The sequence below is a fragment of the Streptomyces sp. PsTaAH-124 genome (genome assembly GCF_000373685.1).
GTDB classification, from domain to species: domain Bacteria; phylum Actinomycetota; class Actinomycetes; order Streptomycetales; family Streptomycetaceae; genus Streptomyces; species Streptomyces andamanensis.
Genome location: NZ_KB892169.1, coordinates 440442 through 465075 on the forward strand (window position 1 = coordinate 440442; position 24634 = coordinate 465075).

General features: G+C 71.2%; 23 protein-coding genes and 3 pseudogenes. 16 read left to right on the top strand and 10 right to left on the bottom strand.

The genetic code is table 11. From position 1 onward, the window contains the following. Positions 1 to 270 precede the first annotated feature (270 nt). Together fabG and fabI are read left to right on the top strand one after the other, a co-directional pair. On the top strand, positions 271 to 975 hold the full coding sequence (gene fabG / locus B086_RS0117440; protein ID WP_018567714.1) for a 3-oxoacyl-[acyl-carrier-protein] reductase: 705 nt from the start codon (positions 271 to 273) through the stop codon (positions 973 to 975). Positions 976 to 980: 5 nt separating this feature from the next. Then, entirely contained in the window at positions 981 to 1748 is a 768-nt protein-coding gene (gene fabI, locus B086_RS0117445) for an enoyl-ACP reductase FabI (RefSeq protein ID WP_018567715.1), read from the top strand. A 113-nt stretch (positions 1749 to 1861) separates the two neighbouring features. Here fabI and B086_RS0117450 read toward each other — a convergent pair whose 3' ends face one another. Beyond that, positions 1862 to 2554, bottom strand: a complete 693-nt coding sequence (locus B086_RS0117450) for a FadR/GntR family transcriptional regulator (protein ID WP_018567716.1) — start codon at positions 2552 to 2554, stop codon at positions 1862 to 1864. Positions 2555 to 2645: 91 nt separating this feature from the next. Between B086_RS0117450 and B086_RS0117455 the strand changes: the two genes are divergently transcribed. The 4 genes from B086_RS0117455 (at position 2646) to B086_RS0117470 (ending at position 5306) form a co-directional block, all read left to right on the top strand. Beyond that, positions 2646 to 4052 (top strand): CynX/NimT family MFS transporter, encoded by a 1407-nt coding sequence (locus B086_RS0117455; protein ID WP_234029322.1) that lies wholly within the window; start codon positions 2646 to 2648, stop codon positions 4050 to 4052. 48 nt (positions 4053 to 4100) lie between these two features. Next, positions 4101 to 4220, top strand: a complete 120-nt coding sequence (locus tag B086_RS45925) for an SGM_5486 family transporter-associated protein (RefSeq protein ID WP_018567718.1) — start codon at positions 4101 to 4103, stop codon at positions 4218 to 4220. Positions 4221 to 4469: 249 nt separating this feature from the next. Beyond that, on the top strand, positions 4470 to 4676 hold the full coding sequence (locus B086_RS0117465) for a hypothetical protein (RefSeq protein ID WP_018567719.1): 207 nt from the start codon (positions 4470 to 4472) through the stop codon (positions 4674 to 4676). Positions 4677 to 4787: 111 nt separating this feature from the next. Next, entirely contained in the window at positions 4788 to 5306 is a 519-nt protein-coding gene (locus B086_RS0117470) for a SixA phosphatase family protein (RefSeq protein ID WP_018567720.1), read from the top strand. Between the two features lie 687 nt (positions 5307 to 5993). Here the strand turns inward: B086_RS0117470 and serB are convergent. Beyond that, entirely contained in the window at positions 5994 to 7202 is a 1209-nt protein-coding gene (serB, locus tag B086_RS0117475; protein ID WP_018567721.1) for a phosphoserine phosphatase SerB, read from the bottom strand. An 882-nt stretch (positions 7203 to 8084) separates the two neighbouring features. Here serB and B086_RS0117480 point away from each other — a divergent pair. Then, on the top strand, positions 8085 to 10622 hold the full coding sequence (locus tag B086_RS0117480; protein WP_018567722.1) for an FHA domain-containing protein: 2538 nt from the start codon (positions 8085 to 8087) through the stop codon (positions 10620 to 10622). A 153-nt stretch (positions 10623 to 10775) separates the two neighbouring features. On the opposite strand, the gene B086_RS0117485 is transcribed toward B086_RS0117480, so the two are convergent. Continuing rightward, positions 10776 to 11516: a transglycosylase SLT domain-containing protein gene (locus tag B086_RS0117485; RefSeq protein WP_018567723.1), complete on the bottom strand. Its 741-nt coding sequence runs from the start codon at positions 11514 to 11516 to the stop codon at positions 10776 to 10778. 603 nt (positions 11517 to 12119) lie between these two features. Here B086_RS0117485 and B086_RS0117490 point away from each other — a divergent pair. The 3 genes from B086_RS0117490 (at position 12120) to B086_RS0117500 (ending at position 14412) form a co-directional block, all read left to right on the top strand. Then, a complete protein-coding gene (locus B086_RS0117490) occupies positions 12120 to 13265 on the top strand; it encodes a GAF domain-containing sensor histidine kinase (protein ID WP_026252518.1) in 1146 nt (381 codons plus the stop codon). Next, positions 13258 to 13899: a response regulator gene (locus B086_RS0117495; protein WP_018567725.1), complete on the top strand. Its 642-nt coding sequence runs from the start codon at positions 13258 to 13260 to the stop codon at positions 13897 to 13899. The genes B086_RS0117490 and B086_RS0117495 overlap by 8 nt, the downstream gene beginning before the upstream one ends. A gap of 267 nt (positions 13900 to 14166) precedes the next feature. Beyond that, positions 14167 to 14412 carry a chaplin gene (locus B086_RS0117500; protein ID WP_018567726.1) on the top strand — a complete coding sequence of 82 codons (246 nt, stop codon included), beginning with the start codon at positions 14167 to 14169 and terminating at the stop codon, positions 14410 to 14412. A gap of 90 nt (positions 14413 to 14502) precedes the next feature. Here B086_RS0117500 and B086_RS0117505 read toward each other — a convergent pair whose 3' ends face one another. Then, a complete protein-coding gene (locus tag B086_RS0117505; RefSeq protein WP_051115848.1) occupies positions 14503 to 15300 on the bottom strand; it encodes a hypothetical protein in 798 nt (265 codons plus the stop codon). A 152-nt stretch (positions 15301 to 15452) separates the two neighbouring features. On the opposite strand from B086_RS0117505, the gene B086_RS0117510 reads away from it, so the two are divergent. From B086_RS0117510 to B086_RS0117520, 3 genes are all read left to right on the top strand, one after another. Beyond that, a complete protein-coding gene (locus B086_RS0117510; protein WP_026252519.1) occupies positions 15453 to 16250 on the top strand; it encodes an ABC transporter ATP-binding protein in 798 nt (265 codons plus the stop codon). Between the two features lie 160 nt (positions 16251 to 16410). Beyond that, positions 16411 to 16842 (top strand): NfeD family protein, encoded by a 432-nt coding sequence (locus B086_RS0117515; protein ID WP_018567729.1) that lies wholly within the window; start codon positions 16411 to 16413, stop codon positions 16840 to 16842. A 126-nt stretch (positions 16843 to 16968) separates the two neighbouring features. Further along, complete coding sequence (locus tag B086_RS0117520; protein WP_018567730.1) at positions 16969 to 17949, top strand: SPFH domain-containing protein; 981 nt, start codon at positions 16969 to 16971, stop codon at positions 17947 to 17949. An 87-nt stretch (positions 17950 to 18036) separates the two neighbouring features. Here the strand turns inward: B086_RS0117520 and B086_RS0117525 are convergent, their stop codons facing one another. From B086_RS0117525 to B086_RS0117535, 3 genes are all read right to left on the bottom strand, one after another. Next, a complete protein-coding gene (locus tag B086_RS0117525; protein ID WP_018567731.1) occupies positions 18037 to 18543 on the bottom strand; it encodes an HNH endonuclease in 507 nt (168 codons plus the stop codon). A 164-nt stretch (positions 18544 to 18707) separates the two neighbouring features. Further along, positions 18708 to 19247: a YbhB/YbcL family Raf kinase inhibitor-like protein gene (locus B086_RS0117530; protein WP_018567732.1), complete on the bottom strand. Its 540-nt coding sequence runs from the start codon at positions 19245 to 19247 to the stop codon at positions 18708 to 18710. Positions 19248 to 19306: 59 nt separating this feature from the next. Next, complete coding sequence (locus tag B086_RS0117535; RefSeq protein WP_018567733.1) at positions 19307 to 20089, bottom strand: sporulation protein; 783 nt, start codon at positions 20087 to 20089, stop codon at positions 19307 to 19309. A 159-nt stretch (positions 20090 to 20248) separates the two neighbouring features. Between B086_RS0117535 and B086_RS0117540 the strand changes: the two are divergent. Both B086_RS0117540 and B086_RS0117545 read left to right on the top strand, forming a co-directional pair. Further along, positions 20249 to 20464 (top strand): annotated as a pseudogene (locus tag B086_RS0117540) (DNA-3-methyladenine glycosylase); the annotation flags it as partial. Positions 20465 to 20478: 14 nt separating this feature from the next. Next, on the top strand, positions 20479 to 21090 hold the full coding sequence (locus tag B086_RS0117545; RefSeq protein WP_018567735.1) for a DNA-3-methyladenine glycosylase: 612 nt from the start codon (positions 20479 to 20481) through the stop codon (positions 21088 to 21090). A gap of 181 nt (positions 21091 to 21271) precedes the next feature. Here the strand turns inward: B086_RS0117545 and B086_RS45930 are convergent, their stop codons facing one another. The 3 genes and pseudogenes from B086_RS45930 to B086_RS0117555 form a co-directional block, all read right to left on the bottom strand. After that, complete coding sequence (locus B086_RS45930; RefSeq protein WP_267880887.1) at positions 21272 to 21793, bottom strand: Scr1 family TA system antitoxin-like transcriptional regulator; 522 nt, start codon at positions 21791 to 21793, stop codon at positions 21272 to 21274. Between the two features lie 49 nt (positions 21794 to 21842). Next, positions 21843 to 22160 (bottom strand): annotated as a pseudogene (locus B086_RS0117550) (DUF6879 family protein); the annotation flags it as partial. A 143-nt stretch (positions 22161 to 22303) separates the two neighbouring features. After that, positions 22304 to 23752: a recombinase family protein gene (locus B086_RS0117555; protein ID WP_018567737.1), complete on the bottom strand. Its 1449-nt coding sequence runs from the start codon at positions 23750 to 23752 to the stop codon at positions 22304 to 22306. Positions 23753 to 23822: 70 nt separating this feature from the next. On the opposite strand from B086_RS0117555, the pseudogene B086_RS42915 reads away from it, so the two are divergent. Next, positions 23823 to 24103 (top strand): annotated as a pseudogene (locus B086_RS42915) (DNA-3-methyladenine glycosylase); the annotation flags it as partial. Between the last annotated feature and the right edge of the window lie 531 nt (positions 24104 to 24634).

Genomic DNA, 24634 nt, shown 5'->3' on the forward strand with positions numbered 1-24634 from the left:
GGGGGGTCTCCCTGCTCTCGTCGCCTGTCGGACCGATCATGTCGCGCGGGCGGCACCGCGGACCACACGTTTGCCGGTCGAGTCCGCCGCTTTCTGTAGGGACTCGACAGCGCGGCCCCCCTGCCACTGTCGGTGCCCGATTGTCCGCCGTAGCGGCCCTACCGATAGGTTTTCGGATGAAGCCGCCTGTCATCGCCTGCCGCCGCCCGTCGTCGGCGGGGCGCGGGCGTGCTGTCGGAACGATAGAGACCGCTAGGAAAGGGTGATCCGTTGAGCCGCTCGGTTCTCGTCACCGGAGGCAACCGGGGCATCGGCCTCGCCATCGCCCGCGCGTTCGCCGATGCCGGTGACAACGTAGCCATCACGTACCGGTCCGGGGAGCCGCCGGCCGGCTTCCTCGCGGTCAAGTGCGACATCACCGACCCCGAGCAGGTGGAGCAGGCCTACAAGGAGATCGAGGCCCAGCAGGGCACGGTCGAGGTCCTGGTCGCCAACGCGGGCGTCACCAAGGACCAGCTCCTGATGCGCATGACCGAGGAGGACTTCGCCACGGTCGTCGACACCAACCTCACGGGCACCTTCCGGGTCGTCAAGCGCGCCAACCGCGGCATGCTGCGCGCCAAGAAGGGCCGGGTCGTCCTGATCTCCTCGGTCGTCGGACTGCTCGGTTCCGCGGGGCAGGCCAACTACGCCGCCTCCAAGGCCGGCCTGGTCGGCTTCGCGCGCTCCCTCGCCCGCGAGCTGGGCTCGCGCAACATCACCTTCAACGTCGTCGCCCCCGGTTTCGTCGACACGGACATGACCCGGGCGCTCAATGACGAGCAGCGCGAGAACATCATGGCGCAGGTGCCGCTCGGCCGGTACGCGCAGCCGGAGGAGATCGCCGCCGCGGTGCGCTTCCTCGCCTCGGACGACGCCTCGTACATCACTGGAGCCGTCATCCCCGTTGACGGCGGACTGGGAATGGGTCACTGAACACCATGAGCGGAATTCTCGAGGGCAAGCGCGTCCTGATCACCGGTGTGCTGACGGAGGCGTCCATCGCCTTCCACGCCGCGAAGCTGGCCCAGGAGCAGGGCGCCGAGGTCATCCTGACCGCGTTCCCGCGGCCCACGCTGACCGAGCGCATCGCCAAGAAGCTGCCGAAGCCCACCAAGGTCATCGAGCTGGACGTCACCGACGAGGAGCACCTCGCGCGCCTGGCCGACCTCGTCGGCGAGGAGCTGGGCGGCCTGGACGGCGTCGTGCACTCCATCGGCTTCGCCCCGCAGGACGCGCTCGGCGGCAACTTCCTGAACACGCCGTTCGAGTCGGTCGCCACGGCCATGCACGTCTCGGCGTACTCCCTGAAGGCGCTGACCATGGCCTGCCTGCCGCTGATGCAGAACGGCGGCTCGGTCGTCGGCCTCACCTTCGACGCGCAGTTCGCCTGGCCGCAGTACGACTGGATGGGCCCGGCCAAGGCCGCCCTGGAGGCCACCAGCCGCTACATCGCGCGGGACCTGGGCGAGCAGAACATCCGCTGCAACCTCGTCTCCGCCGGGCCGCTCGGCTCCATGGCCGCCAAGTCCATCCCGGGCTTCAGCGACCTCGCCGCCGTGTGGGACTCCCGCTCCCCGCTGGAGTGGGACCTGAAGGACCCGGAGCCGGCCGGCCGCGGCATCGTCGCCCTGCTGAGCGACTGGTTCCCGAAGACCACCGGCGAGATCGTCCACGTGGACGGCGGACTGCACGCCATCGGCGCCTGATCCCGGTCTCCCGGTCGCGACGGCCGCTGTACGTCGAGGGGCCCGCACCCGCCAGGGGTGCGGGCCCCTCCGCGTCGCCCGGCCCGTCCGGCGGGTGGCCCGCGCGGTGCGGATCAGGCGTGCGCGGGCGGACCGAACCGGCCCGGGGCGCACTGGAACGGATAGCTCGCGGCCTCGGCGGCGGCGGCCTCCGCGTCGCCCGCGCGGATCGCGTCGACCAGCCGGGCATGGTCCATGTACGCCCGCGGCGTCAGCTCCGCGCCCACGTCCGCGCGCAGCGCGTCCCGCGTGACCTCGCCCAGGTCGGCGTACATCGCCGTCATGACGTCGTTGTGCGAGGCGGCCACCACCGCCAGGTGGAAGGTCGCGTCCGCCGCCACGAACGCCTCCGCGTCACCACTCTCCCAGGCCTCCTCGCGCCGTACCAGCAGGGCGTCGAGCTGCTTGAGGTCCTTCTCGCCGCGCCGCTCGGCGGCCAGCTTCGCCGCGGCAGACTCCAGCGTGGAGCGCAGCTCGGCGAAGTGCCGGGGATCCGCCCCGGCGAACCGGCGCTGCATCACCCCCGCCAGCTCACTGGTGGCCACCACGTACGTGCCGGACCCCTGGCGGATGTCCAGCAGACCGTTGTGGGCGAGGGCCCGGACCGCCTCACGGACGGTGTTGCGGGCCACGCCGAGCTGCTCGACCAGTTCGGGCTCGGTCGGGATGCGGGAGCCGACCGGCCACTCCCCGGAGGTGATCTGGCTCCGCAGCGCGGCGATGACCTGCTCGGACAGGGCCGAGCGGCGGGGATGGCTCAGAGGCATGGCTCACCTTCGCACGCGGGGACCGGGACGGGCGCCCCGGGCTGTGGACGGACTGGACAGCTAATCATCCCATCATTCTATGATGGGCCTCATGGCACGTGAGGAATCAACCCGGACGACGACACCGACCGAGCGGCAGGCACCGGCCGTGCCCGCCGCCGCCCGGACACCCGGGACGACGGCCGACACCGCGGCGAAGCACGCCCCGCGCGCGTGGGCGACCCGGCTGGTCGTCGTCGGCATCGTGCTGGCCGCGCTGAACCTCCGCCCCGCCATCACCAGCCTCGGCGCGCTCCTCGAAGAGGTGCGCGACGGCCTCGGCATGAGCGGCGGCGTCGCCGGACTGCTCACCTCCGTGCCCCCGCTCTGCTTCGCGGTCTTCGGTGTCATGGCCCCCCGGCTCGCCCGCCGGTTCGGACCCGCCGCCGTGGTCTGCGCGGGCATGGCCGCCATCGGCGCCGGACTGCTCATCCGCCCCTACGCGGGCGGCACCGCCGGATTCCTGGCCGCCAGCGCCCTCGCCCTGATGGGCATCGCCGTCAGCAACGTCCTGATGCCGGTCATCGTCAAGCGCTGGTTCCCCGACCGGGTCGGCTCCATGACCGGCCTGTACTCGATGGCCCTCGCCCTGGGCACCTCGACCGCCGCCGCCGCGACCGTGCCGCTGACCGACGCGCTCGGCGGCGACTGGCAGCCCGGCCTGGCGGTGTGGGCGGCGCTCGCCCTGGCCGCCGTGCTCCCGTGGCTGCCGCTGGTCCGGGACCGCGGCCCGGCCCCCGCCACCCCGGAGGCCGTACGGCAGGACCGGGAACCGGCGGACGGGGGCGCGTCCGGCGCGTCCGTGTCCGGTACGTCCGATTCCGGTACGTCCGTGTCCGGCACGTCCGCGATCGAGCGGCCCGCGCCGCCGGCCCTGCGCATCACCCGGAGCCGTACCGCCTGGGCCCTGGCCGTCTTCTTCGGCCTCCAGGCCACCGCCGCCTACATCACGATGGGCTGGATGGCGCAGATCTTCCGCGACGCGGGGGTGTCCGCGGGCACCGCCGGACTGCTGCTCGCCGTGACCATGGTGATGGGCGTACCGCTGGCCTTCGTCATCCCGCGCGTGGCCACCCGGCTGCCCCACCAGGGCCCCATCGTCCTCGTGCTCGGCCTGTGCGGCCTCGCCGGATACGCGGGCCTGTACTTCGCCCCGTCCGGCGGATCCTGGGCCTGGGCCATCCTGCTCGGCGTCTCCAACTGCGCCTTCCCGCTCGCGCTCACCATGGTCGGTATGCGTGCCCGGACCGGCGCGGGCGTGGCCCAGCTGTCGGCGTTCGCCCAGAGCACCGGCTACCTGATCTCCATCCCCGGGCCGCTGCTCGTCGGTGTGCTGAACCAGAGCAGCGGCGGCTGGGGCCTGCCCATCGCGCTGATGAGCGGCCTGATGATCCCGCAGATGGTGGTGGGCTGGCTGGCGGGCCGCGACCGTACGGTCGAGGAGGAGGCGGCGCGCTGAGCCGCCCCCCGGCGCACTTCCGCGGGGCGGGAGTGCGAGACTGGGGCCATGCAGCCTGTGCTCGACCCGAACCCGAAGAACAGCCAGAAGAAGATGCTGCTGGTCTTCGGGTCGTTCTTCGCCATCTTCGTGATCATCGCCATCGTCGCGACCGTCGTCGCTCCCTGACACCCGGCAGCACGCACCCGGCACCCACCCGGTGCTCACCGGCGCCCCTCGCGGCGGCCCGGAAGCAGACCGGTGCCCGGGGGCAGGGCCGGTGCCCGGGGTAGGGCTATCCCCCCGTCCCCTAGGGGGTACGGGTCAGGGTCAAGTGGGTGGGATGCCGGATGGGCCGGGGCCCGCCGTTTCCGTACCTTCGTGGTGTGGCCGCGGGACAGCGGTCCGCGGAGCACCCGAAGACCAGCGGAGGCAAGCATGTCGGCCCGTACGCAGACCCGGCCCCACCCGGCGACCTCGGGTGGCGTCGGCATCCGGTTGCCGTGGTGGGCCCTGGCCCTGCCGGCGCTCGCCTTCGTCGCCCTGCTCGTCCTGATATCGAACCCGTCGAACGCCCATGCGGCAACCGGCGAGCCCGCGATCACCCAGCTGCTGGAGCACGCCCAGCACCTCCTCGGCCACTGAGCCGTACACCCCCGACCGGCACGGTCCGCGCAGGTCCCCGGCCCGCCCACAGCGCGGCGCCCCTGTCAACTCCCTGCGCCCCATGGCCTGTTTCGTGCGAAGCTGGGAGTCATGAGCGCCGCAGAACCCCGCAGGATCGTCCTCTTCCGCCATGCGAAAGCCGACTGGCCGCAGGTGACCGACCACGAGCGACCGCTCGCCGAGCGGGGCCGCAAGGACGCCGCGGTGGCCGGCCGCAGACTGGCCGACGCCGGTGTCCCGTTCGACCTGGCCCTGTGCTCGACCGCGGTCCGGACCCGGGAGACCTGGAAGCTCGCCGTCCACGAGCTGCCGGACCGACCGAAGACCGTCTACGAGGAGCGGATCTACGATGCCTCGCCCGGCGAGCTGATCGCCGTGCTCAACGAGACCCCTGACGATGTGCGCAACGCCGTCCTGATCGGCCACAACCCGGGCGTCCAGGGACTGGCCGAGATCCTCTCCGGCACGGCCGAGGACGACGCCCGCGAGCGGATGGGCCGCCGCGGCTTCCCGGCCGCCGCCTTCGCCGTCGTCACCTTCGACGGCTCCTGGAAGAGCCTGGAACCGGGCGTGGCCACGCTGACCGACTACTGGGCACCATCGGAGTAGCCCGCCCCGGCCCGCACGGGTACGGGATCGGTGGCGCGGGCGGGGGCCGCGTACGGCCGTAGCCCGTGCCCGGCCCGCTCGGGCACGGGCACGGCCCGGTACGACGAGCATGGGACTGGCTCGGCACGGGACGAGAGGCGCGGGCCCTGTTCGACGGAGGGGTGACCGGCGCGGACCAGACTCTGCCCGGCGAGCATGGGCCTGACCTGGTGCCGCACGGTTCGTGCGGCTCGTACGGGGGAGACCCGACACCGTAGGCCCGGCAGCGGCCCGGTCCAGGGACGGCCCGACGCGGGCCATGTTCGGCTCGGGGACGACCGGCGCCGGCTCGATCCGGCACGGTCGACGAGGGCCCGGCCTGGTGCCGTGCGGCTCGTACGGGCGCGACCCGGCCGGGTCGACCGGCCCCAGCCCGCGCGTGCGGATCCCACCGGCACGGGCCCTGCCGGGGCCTGCGCGAGAATGATCCCCGTGCGGGCCCGGACCGGGCCCGCACGGGCAAGGGCATGACATGCGCGGGCGCGCGGGCATGGCCCCCAGGCCCAGGTCAGGCCCCCGCGCCCGGCCTCGGGCCGACGTACCCCGCCCGGCGGACGCGCACAGCAGGCTCCTGGCGCGCCCCCGGACCAGGTGACCGCAGGGTGTCCGTCCGTGCGCCCAGCGGTGGGCGCACGGACGGCGGACCGCTCAGCGCTCCTCGTGCGCGTCCGCCGCCTCGACCTCTTCGCGAGTCACGCCGAGCAGATACAGGACCGTGTCGAGGAACGGCACGTTCACCGCGGTGTACGCGGCCTCGCGCACCACCGGCTTGGCGTTGAAGGCGACCCCGAGGCCCGCCGCGTTCAGCATGTCCAGGTCGTTGGCGCCGTCACCGATCGCCACGGTCTGCGCCAGCGGAACACCCGCCTCGGCGGCGAACCGGCGCAGCAGCCGCGCCTTGCCCGCCCGGTCGACGATCTCGCCCGTGACCCGGCCCGTGAGCTTCCCGTCGACTATCTCCAGCGTGTTGGCCTGTGCGAAGTCCAGCCCGAGCCGGTCCTTCAGATCGTCCGTGACCTGGGTGAAGCCGCCCGAGACCACGCCGACCTGGTAGCCGAGGCGCTTCAGCGTACGGATCAGCGTCCGCGCGCCCGGCGTCAGCCGCACCTCGCTGCGCACCTTCTCCACCACCGAGGCGTCCAGCCCCGCCAGCAGCGCCACCCGGGCGTGCAGCGACTGCTCGAAGTCCAGCTCCCCGCGCATCGCGGCGGCCGTCACCTCGGCGACCTCGTCCTCGCACCCCGCGTGCGCGGCGAACAGCTCGATCACCTCGTCCTGGATGAGGGTCGAGTCCACGTCCATGACGACCAGGCGCTGCGCCCGCCGGTGCAGGCCCGCCGCGACGACCGCGACATCGACGCCAAGGGCCGCCGCGTCCGTCGCCAGCGCGGTGCGCAGCGGCTCCGTCTCCACCCCGGACACCGCGAACTCCACGGCCGTCACCGGGTACTTGGCGAGCCGGAAGACACGGTCGATGTTGCCGCCGGTCTTGGTGATGCGCGCCGCGATCTGGGCGGTGGCCTCGGCGGTGAGCGGATGGCCGAGCACGGTGACCAGCGAGCGCCCCAGGCCGCGCGGCCGGTTGTCGCCGCGACCGGAGATGATCTCCGCCTGCATCCTCATGGACTCGGCCCAGCTGTGCACCGTGGCGCGCAGGTCGCCCTCAAGACCGGCGGGCGGCTGGGTGACGAGCGCGCACAGCACCATCCGGCCGCGGGTGACGACCTGCTCGATGTCGACCACGTCGACGGAGTAGGCCGCGAGGGTGTCGAAGAGGCCGGCCGTGATGCCGGGCCTGTCCTTCCCGAAGATCTTGACGAGAAGGGTGAGGTCATCGGAACTCTGCGAAGCACTCATGGTGCCTTCCACCGTATCCGGCACCCAGTGCCTTCTGCCCCTCAGGTCCGCCTGGCGGACAGCGAACACTGGGGGTCGGCCGGATGACCGCCGCCCGACGATCCGGCCACGGCACCGGGACCCACGGCGTGTCACTCCTCCGGAGCGTCCGGCGGGCCACCGCGGAGGGGGCGGGGCGGCGCGTCCTCGCGGTACGCCCCCTCGGGGCACCCGGTGCCATGGCCGCCCGCCGTCCGTCCCGTGGCGCGATCTCGACGGCGGAGTGCGCACCGACGGCCCCGGCGGGCAGGGCGGCCCGCCGCCGCACCGGGTGCGTACGGGCCCCCGGGACGGGAGCCGCACCCGTCCGCCCCGACCGCGCCCTCACGCTCCGCCCGCCCCGGCCGTGCCGCCCGCCACCGCCGCCCCGGCGCCCCCGCGACCGCCGCGGCGACCGTCCCGGAGGCTCCGTCCGAGCCCGTCCCCACCGCCGGGGACCGGACGCGCCCGCACCCCCCGCCCCCCTGACCGCCCAGCTCACGCGGGCGGCGGCGACCGGCGACGCCCCCGCCCGCGACGGCACGGCGCCCGCTCCGCCCCGCACCCGGACCGTGCCCCCCGGCCTCGTGGCCGTGCTTCGGACGGACCGTCCGTCGCGTCCGGCGGACCGCCCGCCGCTCGGCACGGGCGGCTGCCACCGCATGTCTGCCTCGGGGTGAATGCCACACTCCGTCCGCGTTTCCACCGGACGTGCGTCACCGACCGGTTGCCTGCGTTACCTACTCATGACAAGGCCCGGCTTTCGGTCAGAGGGCGGAGCCTGGAATAGTTCAGCACGATGTTCGACATCCCTAGACTCCCCGCGACGGGGGCAATTCGGGGGACAACTCAGTGGGGCTTGGAGTGCCGGAACTCGTACTGGAAACAAATGGACGGACCTGGACGCTCGATCCGTCCCGGACCTACACCCTCGGCCGTGATCCGCAGGGTGACATCGCATTCGACGACGCCAGGGTCTCCTGGCGCCACGCCACGGTCAGGCACAACGGCCGCAGTTGGCTGATCGAGGACCACGGCAGCACCAACGGCACGTTCCTGCGGGGGCAGCGCGTCCAGCAGACGGAGATCGGCCCGGGTTCGGCCGTCCACCTCGGCAACGCCACCGACGGCCCGTGCCTGAACCTCTCGGCCGCGGCGGTGGCCGCCGCCGCACCGCAGGCGCAGCCCTACGCCGCGCAGGGCGCCGGTGCGGGCTGGGCCGGGCAGCAGGCGCAGCAGCCGCCGGCCGCCCAGCCGGACCCGCAGGCCGGCTGGCAACAGGCCCAGGCCCAGGCACCGCAGGCGGCGGCGATCCCGCAGCAGCCGGTGCCGCAGCAGGGCCCCGGTGGTGGCGCGGGGGCGCCGCCGGCCCACGGCGACCGCAGCCCCACCACGTTCCACCAGTTCTCCCTGGGCCGTGTGATGCGCATCGGCCGTGCCCTGGAGAACGACCTGGTCGTCTCCGACCTCCAGGTCTCCCGCAACCACGCGGAGTTCCACGCAACGCCCGACGGCCGCATGGAGATCCGCGACCTGGGCTCGCACAACGGCACGTACGTCAACGGCCAGCCGATCACCAAGGGTGGCTCGGCGACGCTCGGCCCGACCGACATCGTCGGTGTCGGCCACTCGACGTTCCGGATCGTCGGCGACCGCCTGGAGGAGTTCGTCGACACCGGTGAGGTGTCCTTCTCCGCCCGTCATCTGACCGTCACGGTCGACGGCGGCAAGCAGATCCTCAAGGACGTCTCCTTCGGTGTCCCGGAGAAGTCGCTGATCGCGGTCATCGGCCCGTCCGGCTCCGGCAAGTCGACCCTGCTCAAGGCGCTCACCGGCTACCGCCCGGCCGACCAGGGCGAGGTCCTCTACGACAACCGGAACCTGTACAAGCAGTTCGCCGAGCTGCGCCAGCGCATCGGTCTGGTCCCGCAGGACGACATCCTGCACAAGGAGCTGACCGTCAAGAAGGCCCTGAAGTACGCGGCCAAGCTGCGCTTCCCGGCCGACACCACGGGCGCCGAGCGCGACGCCCGGATCGACGAGGTGCTGCGCGAGCTGAAGCTCGACCCGCACAAGGACAAGAAGGTCACCTCGCTCTCCGGCGGCCAGCGCAAGCGCGTCTCGGTCGCCCTGGAGCTGCTGACCAAGCCGTCGCTGATCTTCCTGGACGAGCCGACCTCCGGCCTCGACCCGGGCATGGACCGCGATGTGATGACGCTGCTGCGCGGCCTCGCCGACGACGGCCGCACCGTCCTGGTCGTCACCCACTCGGTGGCCGAGCTGGCCATCTGCGACAAGCTCCTGGTGATGGCGCCGGGCGGCAGCGTCGCCTACTTCGGTCCGCCCGAGGAGGCGCTGAACTTCTTCGGCTACGAGAGCTGGGCCGACGTCTTCTCCGCGTTCGAGAACTACCGCGACTACGACTGGGCGGGCCGCTGGAAGGGCTCGCAGCACTACCAGATGTACGCCGCGGACATCGACGCGGTCGCGCCGCAGTCGGCGGCCGTCCCGCCGCCGCAGGCCATCAGGCCGCCCAAGCCGCAGGCGTGGGGTTCGCAGCTGCTGACCCTGATCCGGCGGTATGTGTCGGTGATCGTCTCCGACAAGGGGTTCCTGGCGCTGACGGTGATCCTTCCGGCGGTGCTCGGCGCGGTCAGCCTGCTGATCGACCACGAGAAGGGCCTGCTGGTCAACCCGATCAACTCGCGGACGCATCTGCCCACCCCGAACGGCACCGCGACCACGGTCCTGCTGATCCTCGCGGTCGGCGCGTGCTTCGCGGGCGCGGCGAACTCGGTGCGCGAGCTGATCAAGGAACGGGTGATCTACGAACGGGAGCGGGCCACCGGCCTGTCCCGGTCTGCGTATCTGATGTCGAAGGTCGTCGTGCTCGGCCTGATCACCGTGCTCCAGGGGCTGATGGTCGGCCTGATCGGCTTCTCCAGCCGGGAGATCCCCGGCAAGGGCCTGGTCCTGGGCAGCGCCACGCTCTTCGAGCTGTGCCTGCCGATCATGGCGCTCGGCTTCACCTCGATGATGGTGGGCCTGGTCATCTCCTCGCTGGTGAAGACCGCCGAGAAGACGATGCCGCTGCTGGTGATGTTCGCGATCATCCAGGTCGTGTTCACCGGCTGCCTGTTCACGCTGCACGGCACGCTCGGCGTCAACGAGTTCTCGTACCTGATGCCCTCGCGCTGGGCGGTGGCGGGCGCCGGCACCACGCTGGATCTCAACAACATCGCCCCGAACGTCGACGACCCGACCAGCACCGACCCGCTGTGGGACCACACGGTCTCGGCCTGGAGCCTCGACATGGCCGCGCTGATCGCGCTCGGTGTGGTCTGCGGCTTCCTGGTGGCGCGCTTCCTGCGCCGCCACGAGCCGGAGGTCATGCGCAAGTGACGGCCGGCGCGTCCCGCGCGCGGTGAGACGCGGGCGGTGACACGGGCCGCGGGGACCGCGGCGCACCGTGCGAAGAGCGGCGAAGGGCGGCACCCGTACCGGGTGCCGCCCTTCCGCGTCGTGCCGTCAGAGGTCCGCGCCGACCCCCTGGGGTCAGTACGCGCTGTTGACGTTGTCGATCGAGCCGTAGCGGTGGGCGGCGTAGTTGGCCGCGGCGGTGATGTTGGCGACCGGGTCGTAGATGTTCGCCGACGTGCCGGGCACGTGGTAGGCGTTGAAGGTCGGCTGGATGACCTGGAGCAGACCCTTGGAGGGTATGCCGTTGCGGGCGTTGATGTCCCAGCCGTTCATGGCCGTCGGGTTGCCCGAGGACTCCCGCATGATGTTGCGGTGCAGGCCGCTGTAGGAGCCGGGGATGTTGTGCTGGCGCATGATCGACAGCGACTTGCGGATCCAGCCGTCGAGGTTGTTGCCGTAGCTGGTGGCCGCCGCGACCGTCTCCATGCGGGGACGCTCGGCGGACCGGGAGGCGGCCTTCGCGGCCTTGTGGGCGGCCTGCGCCTTGTGGCGGGCCGCGGCCTCGGCCTTGTGCTGCGCGGCGGCGGTACGGGCCTTGTGCTGCGCGGCGGCCTGCTTCTTGGCCTCGATGGCCTGGATCTTGACGCTGGTACCGGCGAGCTGGTCGGTGACGCTGGCCTTGACGTCCTTGACCGGCTGCGAGCCGATCTGCACCGGGGCCGCGACGGTGTCGGCGGACGCGGTGGTGTGGGCGCCGCCGGGGACGGCGGTGAAGGCGATCGCGGCGGCACCGAGGGTGGCGACACCGGCGACGGCGGCCTTGTGGGTTCGGGTCAGGGCACGACTGGATCGGGGGATGCGGAAGTTTGCAGGCATGGTGAAACGGACCTCTTCGAGTAGCGCGGAGGTCGCTCTCCGGACTGCGGGAGGGGGTCCTACCCACACGAACGCCGCGAACGGAAACCCGCGGCGCTGAGCGACGAGAGCCATTCTTAGCTGCCGCAAAATCCGAGGGCAAAGGTGTGACGTACGAAGCCGGGTAGTGGATCAGGAAGCGACAAAACGGGACAGACTGGGATGCCTGTCCCGTTCATCGAGGGACGGTCCTCTCCTATGCCCCTTCGTACGTGATGTGCGCCCTATGTGCGTCCTCACATCGGAGGAGGGCCATTCTCACCGTTCGTTGCCGTCGCAACGCAATGCGTGAACGGCCTCCTCCGCAAGGAGGAGACGAGCGCGGCCGACGTGGTGCCACAGGCGTGCCCGCGTACGGCCTCCGCACGACCCACGCACGGCCGCGTACGACGACACACGGCTCCGCCCCACCTCTGTCCCCTCTCTGCCTCCGGTGTCCCCTCCCTGCCGCCGGCCCGCGCTCGCCCCCGGCCGCGTCCCCGTCCCCAGACCTAGGTCCGGCGGCCCTGCGGGGGCGTCCCCAGGTCCCATCCCCCTGTCACACCGCGCCGGTACCGTGAGGTCATGAGTCAAGGCCCCCGGTCCGGCCTCGGTGCGGTGAGTGCCGCGCTGCTGGCCATGAGCAGGCACCTGGAGGTGCGCGACGTCCTGAAGACGATCGTCGCCTCGGCCCGCGAGCTGCTCGACGCGCAGTACGCCGCGCTCGGCGTCCCGGACGACCACGGCGGCTTCGCCCAGTTCGTGGTCGACGGCGTCAGCGAGGAGCAGTGGCGGGCCATCGGCCCGCTCCCGCGCCAGCACGGCATCCTCGCCGCGATGCTGCACCAGACGGAGTCCGAGCGCCTGGCGGACGTGCGCACCGACCCGCGCTTCGGGGGCTGGCCGGCTGCCCACCCGGAGATGTCCGACTTCCTGGGCCTGCCCATCCGTGACGGCGACGAGGTCATCGGGGCCCTGTTCCTGGCCAACAAGCGCTGCCCCAGACCGGCCGGCGGCTGCGGTTTCACGGAGGAGGACGAGGAACTGCTCGCCCTCCTCGCCCAGCACGCCGCCATCGCCCTCACCAACGCCCGCCTCTACGAGCGCAGCCGCGAGCTCACCATCGCCGAGGAGCGCTCCCGCCTCGCCCACGAGCTGCACGACGCGGTCAGCCAGAAGCTGTTCTCCCTGCGCCTGACCGCCCAGGCCGCCGCCGCCCTCGTCGACCGCGACCCGGTGCGCGCCAAGGGCGAGCTCCAGCAGGTGGCCGTGCTCGCCGCGGAGGCCGCCGACGAGCTGCGCGCCGCCGTGGTCGAGCTGCGCCCGGCCGCCCTCGACGAGGACGGCCTGGTCGCCACCCTGCGCACCCAGATCCAGGTCCTCGACCGCGCGCACAGCGCCCGTGTCACCTTCACCGCCCGCGGCTTCCGCGCGCTGCCGGCCGCCCAGGAGGAGGCCGTGCTCCGCGTCGCCCAGGAGGCCCTGCACAACGCGCTGCGCCACTCCGGCGCCGCGCACGTCGACGTCACCCTGGACCGCCGCGGCCCCGGCGCCGTCCTGCGCGTCACCGACGACGGCACCGGCTTCGACCCGCGCACGGTGCGCCGCGCCGGCCGCCATCTCGGCCTGGTCTCCATGCGGGACCGGGCGAGTGGCACCGGCGGCACGCTCACGGTGGAATCGGCGCCCGGCAAGGGCACCACGATCGAGATGGAGGCCCCGGGTGGCTGACGCAATCAAGGTGCTGGTCGTCGACGACCACCAGGTGGTCCGCCGGGGCCTGCGCACCTTCCTGGAGGTGCAGGACGACATCGAGGTGGTCGGCGAGGCGGCCGACGGCGCCGAGGGGGTGCAGCGGGCCGAGGAGCTGAGACCCGACGTGGTTCTCATGGACGTCAAGATGCCCGTCATGGACGGTGTCGAGGCGCTGCGCAGGCTGCGCGAGCTGGGCAACCCCGCGCGCGTGCTCATCGTCACCAGCTTCACCGAGCAGCGCACCGTGGTCCCGGCCCTGCGCGCGGGCGCCGCCGGGTATGTGTACAAGGACGTGGACCCCGACGCGCTGGCCGGCGCCATCAGATCCGTGCACGCCGGTCACATCCTGCTCCAGCCCGAGGTCGCAGGCGCCCTGCTGTCCCAGGAGGACACCGGCCTCGGCCAGGGCCGCGGCACCTCCCTCACCGACCGGGAGCGCGAGGTGCTGGGCCTCATAGCGGACGGCCGCTCCAACCGCGAGATCGCCCGCGCCCTGGTCCTCTCCGAGAAGACCGTCAAGACCCACGTGTCCAACATCCTGATGAAGCTCGACCTGGCGGACCGCACCCAGGCCGCGCTGTGGGCCGTACGCCACGGGGCGGCGGGCTGACCCGGCCGCGCCGCGCACCGGCACGGCGCGCCGCGCACCGGCACGGCGCACCGCGCACCGGCACGGCGCACCGCGCACCGGCGCCGCGCACGGCACCTGGCGCACAGCACATGGCACCTGGCGCATGGCAACGGAGCGTTCCGTTCCGGACTGAGATTCATACCGTCGTGGGAATGTCCCCCGGATGGCGCAACCTCCAGGCGCCCCGGCCGTTCTCCAGTGCGTGCCGCGGCGACTGCCGCGGCGGACACCAGAAGGGCTTGGAACGTGAAGAACCTGAAGAAGGCAGCGGCCGTGACGATGGTGGCCGGCGGACTCATCGCCGCCGGTGCCGGAATGGCCTCCGCCGCCGACGGCGCCGCGGCGGCCGGTGCCGCCAAGGGCTCCCCGGGCGTCGTCTCGGGCAACACCATCCAGGTGCCCGTCGCCGTCCCGGTCAACGCCGTCGGCAACAGCGTCAACGTCATCGGCGTACTGAACCCGGCCTTCGGCAACCTCGGCCTCAACCGCTGAGAACGGCGCCACACCGATGCCCACGGCCTCCCGGGTCCGCCCCGGGGGGCCGGTCGGCTCAGCACACCCCGCGCACCACCCCCACCGCTTCTACCGGGTGCCCCTCTCCCGCTTCTCCCGCTCCTCGATCACGGAGTTGTACGCCGCCACCTGCGCCCGCCGCGCCGTACGCTCCACCGGCCGCAGCGCGGCCCTCCGCGCGGCCATCTCCGACGCGCTCACCGCCCCTCCGTGCCCGTTGCCGTACGCCAGCGACACCAGCAGCCCCACCCGCTGCGCCAGCTCCAGCACCCGCACCGCCCGCGGCGGGTACCCGGGCGCGAGCACCTCGCGGCCCCGCTCGGCCCGCGCCCGGTAGGCGTCGAGCGCCGCTTCGGCCACCGGCCCCGACCCGGCGACGTCCAGTCGCGACAGCACCTCGGTCGCCTCCCGCAGCGCCTCGGCCAGCTCCCGCTCGGCCTCGCCCAGCGACGGCACGTCGGCGGGCGGCGCCTCCCGCACCGGCAGCACATGCCAGACCACCTCGGCGTGCACATCACCCGCCGGCCCCGCCTCGTGCACCTCGGGCACCAGCCCGAGCGCGGCACCGTGGCACACCACCGCCTCACCGGCCTCCAGCGCCCGCGCGTTGAACTCCGGCGGACCGCTCAGCCCCAGCGGATGACCCGGCACCGGCAGCGCCACTTGCAGGGCACCCGCCCCGAGCGCGCGCAGCCGCCCCAGCGCGAGCGTGAGCCCGACCGGCCCCGACTCGCCGGGCAGCCCCGCCACCCGGTGGACGGCGTCCTCACCCACCACGGCGAGCACGGCGTCGTCCGGCGCGACAAGTCCGGCAAGAAGGGCATTTCCCCAAGCTGCGAGGCGTCCTGAACGCGGTTCCGAGAGCATGCGTCCACCCTAAGGACCGGACCGATGGAACAGCCCGCCCGGCCGGTGGCGTAGATTCGGTGGGGGCTGCGCCCACCGGCGCGGCGGACCGAGCCACAGGCGTACGCGACAGCCGAGACCGGCGGCACACTGCAAGGGGAGACAACGCGCTCATGAGCGATGTTCTGGAGCTTCAGGACGTATCCGTGGTCCGCGAGGGCCGGGCTCTGGTGGACCAGGTCTCCTGGTCGGTCAAGGAAGGCGAGCGCTGGGTCATCCTCGGCCCGAACGGCGCCGGCAAGACCACCCTCCTGAACGTCGCCTCCAGCTACCTCTACCCCAGCAAGGGCACCGCCACCATCCTCGGCGAGACCCTCGGCAGGCCCGGCACCGACGTCTTCGAACTGCGCCCCCGCATCGGCGTCGCCGGTATCGCCATGGCCGAGAAGCTCCCCAAGCGCCAGACCGTCCTCCAGACCGTGCTGACCGCCGCCTACGGCATGACCGCCGGCTGGCAGGAGGAGTACGAGGACGTCGACGAGCAGCGCGCCCGCGCCTTCCTCGACCGCCTCGGCATGACCGACTACCTCGACCGGCGCTTCGGCACCCTCTCCGAGGGCGAGCGCAAGCGCACCCTGATCGCCCGCGCCCTCATGACCGACCCCGAACTGCTGCTCCTGGACGAGCCCGCCGCCGGACTCGACCTCGGCGGCCGCGAGGACCTGGTCCGCCGGCTCGGCCGGCTGGCCCGCGACCCGATCGCCCCCTCCATGATCATGGTCACCCACCATGTCGAGGAGATCGCGCCCGGCTTCACCCACGTCCTGATGATCAACCAGGGCAAGGTGCTCGCCGCCGGACCGCTGGAGCTGGAGCTGACCTCCCGCAACCTCTCCCGCTGCTTCGGCCTCCCGCTCGTCGTCGAGCAGGTCGGCGACCGCTGGACCGCCCAGGGCCTCCCGCTCTCCTGACCCGCGCCGAACTCCCCACCCGCGCAGCCGACTCGCTCTCCCGCCGCCGTCGACGGCCGCCCCCTCGGCCCCGGTTGACGACCACCTCTCCCGAACCCTGCACCGAGCCACCCCCCGTGCGCCCTGTCGGTCACGCGACCCGCGGTCCTACCATGACCATGTGAACGACATCGACGCATGGGTGTGGTGGCTCGTCGGCGCGGCGGCGCTCGGAATCCCGCTCGTGGTGACCGCCATGCCCGAGTTCGGCATGCTCGCGGTCGGCGCCGTCGCCGCCGCGGTCGCCGCGGGACTCGGTTTCGGGACCGTCGTCCAGGTCCTCGCCTTCCTCGCCGTCTCCGTCGCCCTCATCGCCGTCGTACGCCCCATCGCGGCCCGGCACAGCAGGCAGAGCCCCCGACTCGCCACCGGAATCGACGCGTTGAAGGGCAGGCAGGCCCTCGTGCTCGAACGCGTCGACGGCGCCGGCGGACGGATCAAGCTCGCCGGTGAGACCTGGTCCGCGCGGGCGCTCGACCCCGGCCGCAGCTACGAGCCCGGGACCGAGGTCGACGTGGTCGAGATCGAGGGAGCCACCGCCATCGTCATGTGACCTGCGCCGAACACCCCACGAGGCGGACGACGGTCTGTCAGACTCGACCAGCAAGATCTTCAACAGCCGCAGAGCCCATAAGATCTTCCTAGAGCGCCGAGGCGGAGAGGGGACAGGGAACCCACGATGGAACCGGTCATCATCGTCCTGATCATTCTGGTGGTGTTGGTCTTCATCGCCCTGATCAAGACCATCCAGGTCATCCCACAGGCCAGCGCGGCCATCGTGGAGCGCTTCGGCCGCTACACGCGGACACTGAACGCGGGCCTCAACATCGTCGTCCCGTTCATCGACACCATCCGCAACCGCATCGACCTGCGCGAGCAGGTCGTGCCGTTCCCGCCGCAGCCGGTGATCACCCAGGACAACCTGGTCGTCAACATCGACACCGTCATCTACTACCAGGTGACCGACGCCCGCGCCGCGACCTACGAGGTCGCCAGCTACATCCAGGCGATCGAGCAGCTCACCGTCACCACCCTGCGCAACATCATCGGCGGCATGGACCTGGAGCGCACCCTCACCTCCCGCGAGGAGATCAACGCGGCCCTGCGCGGCGTCCTCGACGAGGCCACCGGCAAGTGGGGCATCCGCGTCAACCGCGTCGAGCTGAAGGCCATCGAGCCGCCCACCTCCATCCAGGACTCGATGGAGAAGCAGATGCGCGCCGACCGTGACAAGCGCGCCGCCATCCTCCAGGCCGAAGGTGTGCGGCAGTCCGAGATCCTGCGCGCCGAGGGCGAGAAGCAGTCCCAGATCCTGCGTGCCGAAGGTGAGGCCAAGGCCGCCGCGCTGCGCGCCGAGGGCGAGGCCCAGGCCGTCCGTACGGTCTTCGAGGCCATCCACGCCGGAGACCCGGACCAGAAGCTCCTCTCCTACCAGTACCTCCAGATGCTGCCGAAGATCGCCGAGGGCGACGCCAACAAGCTCTGGATCGTCCCCAGCGAGATCGGCGACGCCCTCAAGGGGCTCTCCGGCGCCATGGGCAACTTCGGCTCCCTGGGCGGCAATTCAGGCGGCGGAAACGGCGGCGGCAGCACCGTACCGGCCCAGAACGACGGCAGGAACGCCCCCGCCGAACGCCGCGAGAAGCCCTTCATCGACTGAGGCGCCGGGCCGCCAGGACTCCGGGGCAGCGGAGAACGGGCACCCGGAGACGGGTGCCCGCAGCCCGCGGCCGACGGCGGGAGGACGTCAGGCGGCCGCGCGGCCCAGCCAGTCCGGCAGCGCCGCACGGTCGTCCGCGCCCAGCGCGAACAGCATCGCGTCCGCCGGCGTCGGCTCGAACGGCTCCCGCAGCAACGGCATCCCCGCCTGCTGCGGAGTCCGGTCCGCCTTGCGGTGGTTGTCCTCCGCGCACGAGGCCACCGTGTTCAGCCAGGTGTCCTGCCCGCCGTGCGACCGCGGTATGACGTGGTCCACGGTCGTCGCCCGCCGGCCGCAGTACGCGCACCGGTGCCGGTCGCGCACCAGGACGCCCCGCCTCGACCACGGTGCTTGTCTTCGGAAGGGCACCCGTACGTACCGGCACAGCCGGATCACCCGGGGTGCGGGGATGTCCACCGCGGCCCCGCGCATCCGCAGTTCGGGGTGGGCCTGCTCGACGACGGCCTTGTCCTGGAGCACCAGCACCACGGCTCGGTTCAACGTCACCGTCGACAGCGGCTCGAAGCTCGCGTTCAGCACCAGCGTGTCCCGCATCCGGCCCACCTCCCGTGTGCACCTGCCCACCCCCCGGCGGGCCCGGCTCAACTCTCTACGGGCGCGTCGGGATGGACAACGCAATAAAAATGCCCGCCTCCGATCACTTCCAAGACCAGAGGCGGGCAAACGTTCCGTGAACGCGAAAACGCGCGGCGGGGGGCTCAGCTTTCGGCGGGCACCTCGTACTCACCGATCAGCTGCGCCCGCGCCAGCGTGTGGAACCGCAGGTTGAAGCCCACCACGGCGGGCGAGGCGGCGACGTCCGGACCGAGCTTGTCCTGATCGACGGCGTACACCGTGAAGACGTACCGGTGCGGCCCGTCCCCGGGCGGCGGCGCGGCACCGCCGAAGTCCTTCGACCCGTAGTCGTTGCGCGCGTGCACCGCGCCCTCGGGCAGGCCCTCGAACTTCCCGCCGCCCGCGCCCGCCGGCAGCTCCGTCACCGAGGCCGGGATGTCGAACACCACCCAGTGCCAGAACCCGCTGCCCGTCGGCGCGTCCGGGTCGTAGCAGGTGACGGCGAAGCTCTTGGTCCCGGCCGGGAAACCTTCCCAGCGCAGCTGCGGCGAGGTGTTCCCCGCCGACTGGACCTGGGCGTCCTTGAGCCTCGCACCCTCCCGCACGTCGTCACTCGTGACCGTGAACGACGGCACGGGCGGATGGAAGTCGTGGGGGAGTGGCCGCCGCTTCAGCTCGGGCACCTCGGTACCTCCTGGTCGTTCTGATCGTTCCGGCTGTCGGTACCGACCTTAGGGCCTTGTCAGAACCAGCTCCGCTTGCTGCCGACCTCGGCGATCCACTGGTGCAGATACGCCGCCCAATCGGTCTGCCGGTAGTCGTGCAGACTCACCTGGAACGAGCGGTAGGTGTCGCTGCCCTCGCTGAACAGACCGGGCTTCTTGTCCATCTCCAGCACCACGTCCATCGCCTGCTCGTCGGCTACGAAGCTCAGCTCCACCTCGTTCAGACCCCGGTACTCCGACGGCGGGTAGAACTCGATCTCCTGGTAGAACGGCAGCCGCTGCCGTGTCCCGCGGATGTGACCGCGCTCCATGTCCGCGTGCTTGAACCGGAAGCCCAGCTGGATGAACGCGTCCAGGATCGCCTGCTGCGCCGGCATCGGGTGCACATTGATCGGGTCGAGGTCACCGGAGTCCACCGCGCGGGCGATCGCCAGCTCCGTCGTCACCCCGATGTTCATGCCGCGCAGCGCCTGCCCGTCGATCATCGTGACCGGCGTCTCCCAGGGGATCTCCAGACCGAAGGGCACCGTGTGCACGGCACCGGCCTGGAGCTCGAAGGCCCCACCGAGCCGCACCTTGGTGAACTCGATGTTCTGCTTGTACTCCTCGTCGCTGCTCTCCACCTCGACCCTGGCCTGGAGCCCGACCGAAAGACCCTCGATCGCCTGGTTCACGGACCCGCCCTGGATCCGCACCTCGCCCTGGACGACACCGCCCGGCACGACGTTGACCTCGTGCAGTTCGGTCTCGACGGACGCCCCGCCGGCTCCGAGGCTCGCGAGCAGCTTCCTGAACGCCATGACTCTCCTTATACGTGTGGATCTCCGGCCCCACGGCGTGGATCCCTGATCCCTACATACGCGACGCGGCCCCGACCGGTTCCGCGTCCACACCCTGGCAAGGGGAGAGATCTTTGACCAGTCCTTGAGACCCACCCGTCTGGACTACGCTCGGAAGCCATGATCGCGCCCCCGGACCGTACGCCGCTGCCCAGAGAGTTCTTCGACCGTCCCGTCCTGGAGGTCGCCCCCGACCTCCTGGGGCGGACCCTGGTCCGGACGGCCCCCGACGGCCCGAACGACCCCGGATCCCGCGCCTACCGCGGCCGTACGCCCCGCAACGCCGTGATGTTCGGCCCGCCCAGTCACGTGTACGTCTACTTCACCTACGGCATGTCAAGGCGGTCAGCATGAACGTCGACCTTCTCGCCCACCCTGCCGAAGAAGTCGCCCCCAAGCTGCTCGGGAGTGTACTCACCTGCAAGACCCCGGAGGGAACCGTGAGCATCGCCATCACGGAGACCGAGGCGTACTCCGGCGCGGCGGACCCGGCTTCCCACGCCTACCGGGGCCGGACACCCCGTAACGCGGTCATGTTCGGACCCGCAGGACACCTGTACGTCTACCGCTCCCACGGCCTGCACTGGTGCGCCAACGTCGTCACCGGGACGGACGGCACCGCCTCGGCCGTCCTCATCCGGGCGGGCAGGGTCATCGGGGGGGAGGACCTGGCCCGCCAGCGGCGAGGGGAGAAGGTGGAGGGCGCACGGCTCGCCCGAGGCCCGGGGAACTTCTGCCAGGCACTCGGCATCAGGGCGGAGCACAACGGCGCAGACCTCCTGACAGGTACCTCGGTCGTGCTGGCCGAGGGCGAGTCGGCACCTGCCGCGCTCATCAAGGTTGGCCCTCGGGTAGGCGTGAGCAAGGCTCATGACTGGCAACACCGGTTCTACCTGGCCGGTGATCCGACGGTGTCGGCGTACCGACTGAGCCCCAGAGCAAAACCGTCCGCCGGAGCCTGAGCCGCTGTGCGCCTCGCTGACGGCCCGCCGGCGAGTCGGTGCGGAGTAGGGGCTGGCTCATCCTGGTCTGTCCGCATCCCCGCAGGTGCCCACAAGCCATGGATCAACTGATTCCGGCGGGTGTAGAGGGGCTTCAACGCCGAGAGGTGAGTCAGGCACTCGCTGCGCCTCTGTTATCTCCCTATTGATCTTGGTCAGGGCTGCACACGTTTCGATGAGCTCGTTGGCCGCCAGCCCCGCTGCCGTCACCTCCGCATACTTCGAGTCGATCAGCGCCTGCATGAGCTGTCGAAGGTGCAGTTCGACCACGGCACTCGCGCGAGCCACATCCCCAACGAGGAGGGACATCCGGGGGGATCACCCCGATCTGGACGTTCGGAAGGTAGGACAGGGGCGCGAGCCGGTCCATCTGCTCGGCGAGTGCCAGCGAGGAGACGACCGGCCAGCGAACCGCCCGCTCGGTCAGAACGAACGTGAACCGCTTCGAGGCGTCGTAGAGCACGGCTTGCCGTCTCAGCTTCCCCGCCACGGCCTTGCTCGTATCCGCCGTCGAGTGGGCGAGGCTTGCCCGCACGTACTCCGGTGTTGCGAGCAGTCCGGTAACCATCGAGAGCAGGAAGCAGCGCATGCGCGTAGAGGAGGCTTCGAGCGACTTCAGCTCCGCCTCGGCGACCAGTGCCGGGGGAGCATCCAGCGCTCGCAGGGAGAGGCGAGTTCGGTGCCGGAGTCGCCAAGCTGCTCAGCTTCGAACGTCACTCCGCCACGCGCTCCGCGTACTCCAGGAAGGGAACCGACTCGGAAACGGCGATGCGCTGCCACTCGACGAACGGCGCAGGGTCACCCTCGTACAGCTCCCGGCTGATCTGTGTGCCGTCGACCTCGTAGTGCATCAGGACGACCGTCGAGCGGTCGAACCTCCAGAAGTCCCCAACTTCCGGCAACGGGTTCTCGCGCTCGGTCACGTCAAGGATGCGGATGTCCTCCCCGGCGAGCACGTGCGGGGCGTAGTACCGGGAGAACTCGAAGCGCAGGTACTCGGAGAGCGGCCGAGTCAGGACGTGCACTCGAACTGGGCAGCGAGAGGTGCGCACAGAGGCTCCGAGGGATGTACGACTCCTTCCCGCCGGGTATGACGACGGGTCCCGCCCGACTCTCGTCAGACAGGGCCCGTCGTCACTCGGCGCGACGTCCGGCTCGGCCCTCCGCGCGGATCTCAGGGGTTCCGGAACGTGATCCGGCAGTGCTCGCCCTTGAAGGACCGGACCCCTCGACCGCGCGGCATCAGCTCGACTCGCCCGCAGACCTGCATGACGACGGTCCGCACGTGGTCGATGCGGTCGGGGTCCTCGTAGTCCAGTTCCTCCCAGAGGTACTCGACGTCGCCCAGGTCGACTCGTACCCGCTGCGATGCCAGGTCTGCCAGCTCTGCGCGAATCTTGGTCAGGTCGGCGTCACACCTGCCGATGCCCGTCCGCAGGGTCGACGCGTCGATGTCCCCGACGGCGAACATCTCCGCCAGGGCGGTGCGCCTCTCGGATGCGGCCGTCTCCCCGGCCAGCAACTCGGCCTCCCGCTTCTCGTCTGCGGCATCCGTGGCCGGTGCCGCGTTCCACTCCTCGGCCCTGTCGATGACCTTCCTGACTACGAAGGAGTCGAGCGGGTCCGCGGGGCAGGTGATGCACCGGCCACCCGAACAGGTGTAGATGCGGTACCGCTCGCCTGCCGCGTTCTTCTTGCTCCACCCCTGAGTGACGACGGCCTGACACTTCGAGCAGCGGACCACGCCGGACAGCAGGGCCTTGCGCTTGCCGCCGCCGCCCGTCTTGCGCTCCGGGTCGCTCAGGTAGCGGACCAGGGCCCGGAATATGCCCTCGGAGACGATCGCCTCCCAGTTGCCCGCGCCGGTCTCCTCGGTCCGCCGCACGTGCGTCCCGTCCGGCTTCTCGACCCACTGCGAGTACGTCTGGATTCCCGCGTTCCTCGGCTTCAGGAGGACCATCCGAAGGTTCGAGCTGCGCCACTCCTTCCCGTGCGGCGAGAGCAGCCCACGCGTGTTCCAGTCCTTCGCGATGGACCAGAGGGTGACGCCGGCCAGGACGTTCCGGTACGCCTGCCGCAGGGCTTCCGCCTCTGCTTCCCGGTGCCTGCCGTCCCGCTCGAAGCCGAAGGGGCGAGTACTCCAGAAGGGCCTCCCCGACTCCCGGCGCCGCTGGTGTCCGAGTACCTGACGCTCCACTCGCATCTCGGTCTCGTTGCGAGCCACCACAGCGCCGATGCGAGCAGCGAGACGCCCGGACGGGGTGGACAGGTCGAGCACTCCCTGCGCCTGTGCGGCGGCCAGAGTGACGCCGGTCGCCTCGGCCAGGTCCACCAGATCCTCAAGGTCCCAGGGGGTGCGGTACATACGGTCGTAGTGGCGGGACACGATGGCGTCCGCCTTGCCGTCCTCCACCAGAGCCTTGACGCGTTCCCACTCCGCGCTCCGCTTGGTTCCCCGTTTCGTCGAAGCCGAGGTGTCCTTCTCGACGATCGTGGCTACGACCGACCAGCCCTTCCGGTCGCACAGCGCCTGACTCAGCTCGACCTGTTGTGACAGGTTCCCACCCTTGGACTCCTCGCCCCTCGGGGTGGGGCTGAGCCTGGCGTAGATGATCGCTCGCACTGCCTGTCTCCTGCTTGTCGTCTGCTTTGCCGATGCTGCCGGGCCCAAGGACGTACATGCCTGGTGAGTTACCTATGGCATGTGGCACTGCATGAACCTGGTTTGCGGACCGGAAGGACAGGCGAGCGGGGTCCTGCTGCGGGCCGGCGAGATCACGGAAGGCGCCGAACTCGCCCGCACCCGCAGACTCTCGGCACACCGACACCCCCCGGCCAGGTCCGCAGCGGCCCGCGCACCGGCGTCGCCGGCGAGGGCGGCGACGGCGACGCCCACCCCTGGCGCTACTGGGTCGCCGACGACCCGACGGTGAGCCCGTACCGCGCCCACGTGCCCAAGAAGCGCCGAAGTTGACTCGTCTCGGGAAGGTGCGTAATGTATCCCGAGCCGCTGAACCGGGTACGGCGTTTGCCAGCAGCCGGAGCGGCCAACCCACTATCTAGCTCGCACCCCTTCGCCGGGGTCGATTCTGGTGTGCCCGCATGCCCGAATTCGAACCCGTCGGACCCGATTATGAATCGGGACGGGAATCGGCTAACGTAGTGAATGTCGAAAGGCCGGACGGCGAAAGCCGGAAAGCCCGAGGCGAACCCCCCGACTGGGAATCGGATCGGAAAAAGATCTGATAGAGTCGGAAACGCAAGACCGAAGGGAAGCGCCCGGAGGAAAGCCCGAGAGGGTGAGTACAAAGGAAGCGTCCGTTCCTTGAGAACTCAACAGCGTGCCAAAAGTCAACGCCAGATATGTTGATACCCCGTCTCCGGCCGTCATGGTCGGGACGAGGTTCCTTTGAAGAAAACACAGCGAGGACGCTGTGAACCGGGGGAACATTCCTTCCTCTGGTTCCGCTCTCGTGCGTGTCAACCGGCTGAATTAATTTTCTGG

Coding starts and splice junctions, on each gene's coding strand:
- B086_RS0117490 (WP_026252518.1), top strand. CDS start 12,120: ATGAGTCAAGGCCCCCGGTCCGGCCTCGGTGCGGTGAGTGCCGCGCTG.
- B086_RS0117465 (WP_018567719.1), top strand. CDS start 4,470: ATGTCGGCCCGTACGCAGACCCGGCCCCACCCGGCGACCTCGGGTGGC.
- B086_RS0117520 (WP_018567730.1), top strand. CDS start 16,969: ATGGAACCGGTCATCATCGTCCTGATCATTCTGGTGGTGTTGGTCTTC.
- B086_RS45925 (WP_018567718.1), top strand. CDS start 4,101: ATGCAGCCTGTGCTCGACCCGAACCCGAAGAACAGCCAGAAGAAGATG.
- B086_RS0117505 (WP_051115848.1), bottom strand. CDS start 15,300: ATGCTCTCGGAACCGCGTTCAGGACGCCTCGCAGCTTGGGGAAATGCC.
- fabI (WP_018567715.1), top strand. CDS start 981: ATGAGCGGAATTCTCGAGGGCAAGCGCGTCCTGATCACCGGTGTGCTG.
- B086_RS0117535 (WP_018567733.1), bottom strand. CDS start 20,089: ATGGCGTTCAGGAAGCTGCTCGCGAGCCTCGGAGCCGGCGGGGCGTCC.
- B086_RS0117525 (WP_018567731.1), bottom strand. CDS start 18,543: ATGCGGGACACGCTGGTGCTGAACGCGAGCTTCGAGCCGCTGTCGACG.
- serB (WP_018567721.1), bottom strand. CDS start 7,202: ATGAGTGCTTCGCAGAGTTCCGATGACCTCACCCTTCTCGTCAAGATC.
- B086_RS0117450 (WP_018567716.1), bottom strand. CDS start 2,554: ATGCCTCTGAGCCATCCCCGCCGCTCGGCCCTGTCCGAGCAGGTCATC.
- B086_RS0117455 (WP_234029322.1), top strand. CDS start 2,646: ATGGCACGTGAGGAATCAACCCGGACGACGACACCGACCGAGCGGCAG.
- B086_RS0117510 (WP_026252519.1), top strand. CDS start 15,453: ATGAGCGATGTTCTGGAGCTTCAGGACGTATCCGTGGTCCGCGAGGGC.
- B086_RS0117470 (WP_018567720.1), top strand. CDS start 4,788: ATGAGCGCCGCAGAACCCCGCAGGATCGTCCTCTTCCGCCATGCGAAA.
- B086_RS0117485 (WP_018567723.1), bottom strand. CDS start 11,516: ATGCCTGCAAACTTCCGCATCCCCCGATCCAGTCGTGCCCTGACCCGA.
- B086_RS0117545 (WP_018567735.1), top strand. CDS start 20,479: ATGAACGTCGACCTTCTCGCCCACCCTGCCGAAGAAGTCGCCCCCAAG.